General features: G+C 52.0%; 1 protein-coding gene. It reads left to right on the forward strand.

Annotation, left to right across the window (positions count from 1 at the left end; translation table 11 throughout):
- A partial coding sequence (locus A3722_RS15040) for a replication initiator protein A (RefSeq protein WP_201722040.1) occupies positions 1-610 on the forward strand: 610 nt, incomplete at both ends.

Raw genomic sequence — 610 nt, forward strand, 5'->3', positions numbered from 1 at the left:
TAGGCGAATGGCGTTCGATTTCATTCATCACCGACGCGCGGATCGTCAAGGAGGACTCCACAGGACGCCTTCTCAGCGTGGAACTGGAAATGGGTGACTGGCTCGTCAAGGCAATCGAGAACAAGAATGTGCTAACACTTAACAAAGCATATTTTCAGCTTCGCAAACCTTTGGAGCGGCGCTTGTATGAGTTGGCACGAAAGCACTGCGGAAAGCAGGATGTCTGGCGGATCGGGCTAGATAAGCTGCAACACAAGACAGGCTCTACATCTACAGCAAAAGAGTTCAAACGCCTTGTAAAGGCGATCTGCAGGGCAGATGAGGCTCAGTCCCACATGCCCGATTATCGCTTCAGGCTTTTGCATGATGTACTGGAAATTACTCCAAAGCCCGAGTTCCTAGAGATTTACGGCGATAGCCCATCGTTCGCTTCAGAGGTATCGGTGCGTTTGTCTTCTGATGCCTACGATCAGGCTCGAAAGGCTGCTCCCACATGGGATGTCTATGCGCTTGAGCAGGAATGGCGGATGTGGATGAACGACCCACCACGTCACCCGGATGCCGCTTTTATAGGGTTTTGTCGGAAATGGTATGAGCGCAAGGGCAAGGC

The sequence above is a fragment of the Sulfitobacter sp. HI0027 genome, from assembly GCF_001634775.1.
Taxonomy (GTDB): domain Bacteria; phylum Pseudomonadota; class Alphaproteobacteria; order Rhodobacterales; family Rhodobacteraceae; genus Sulfitobacter.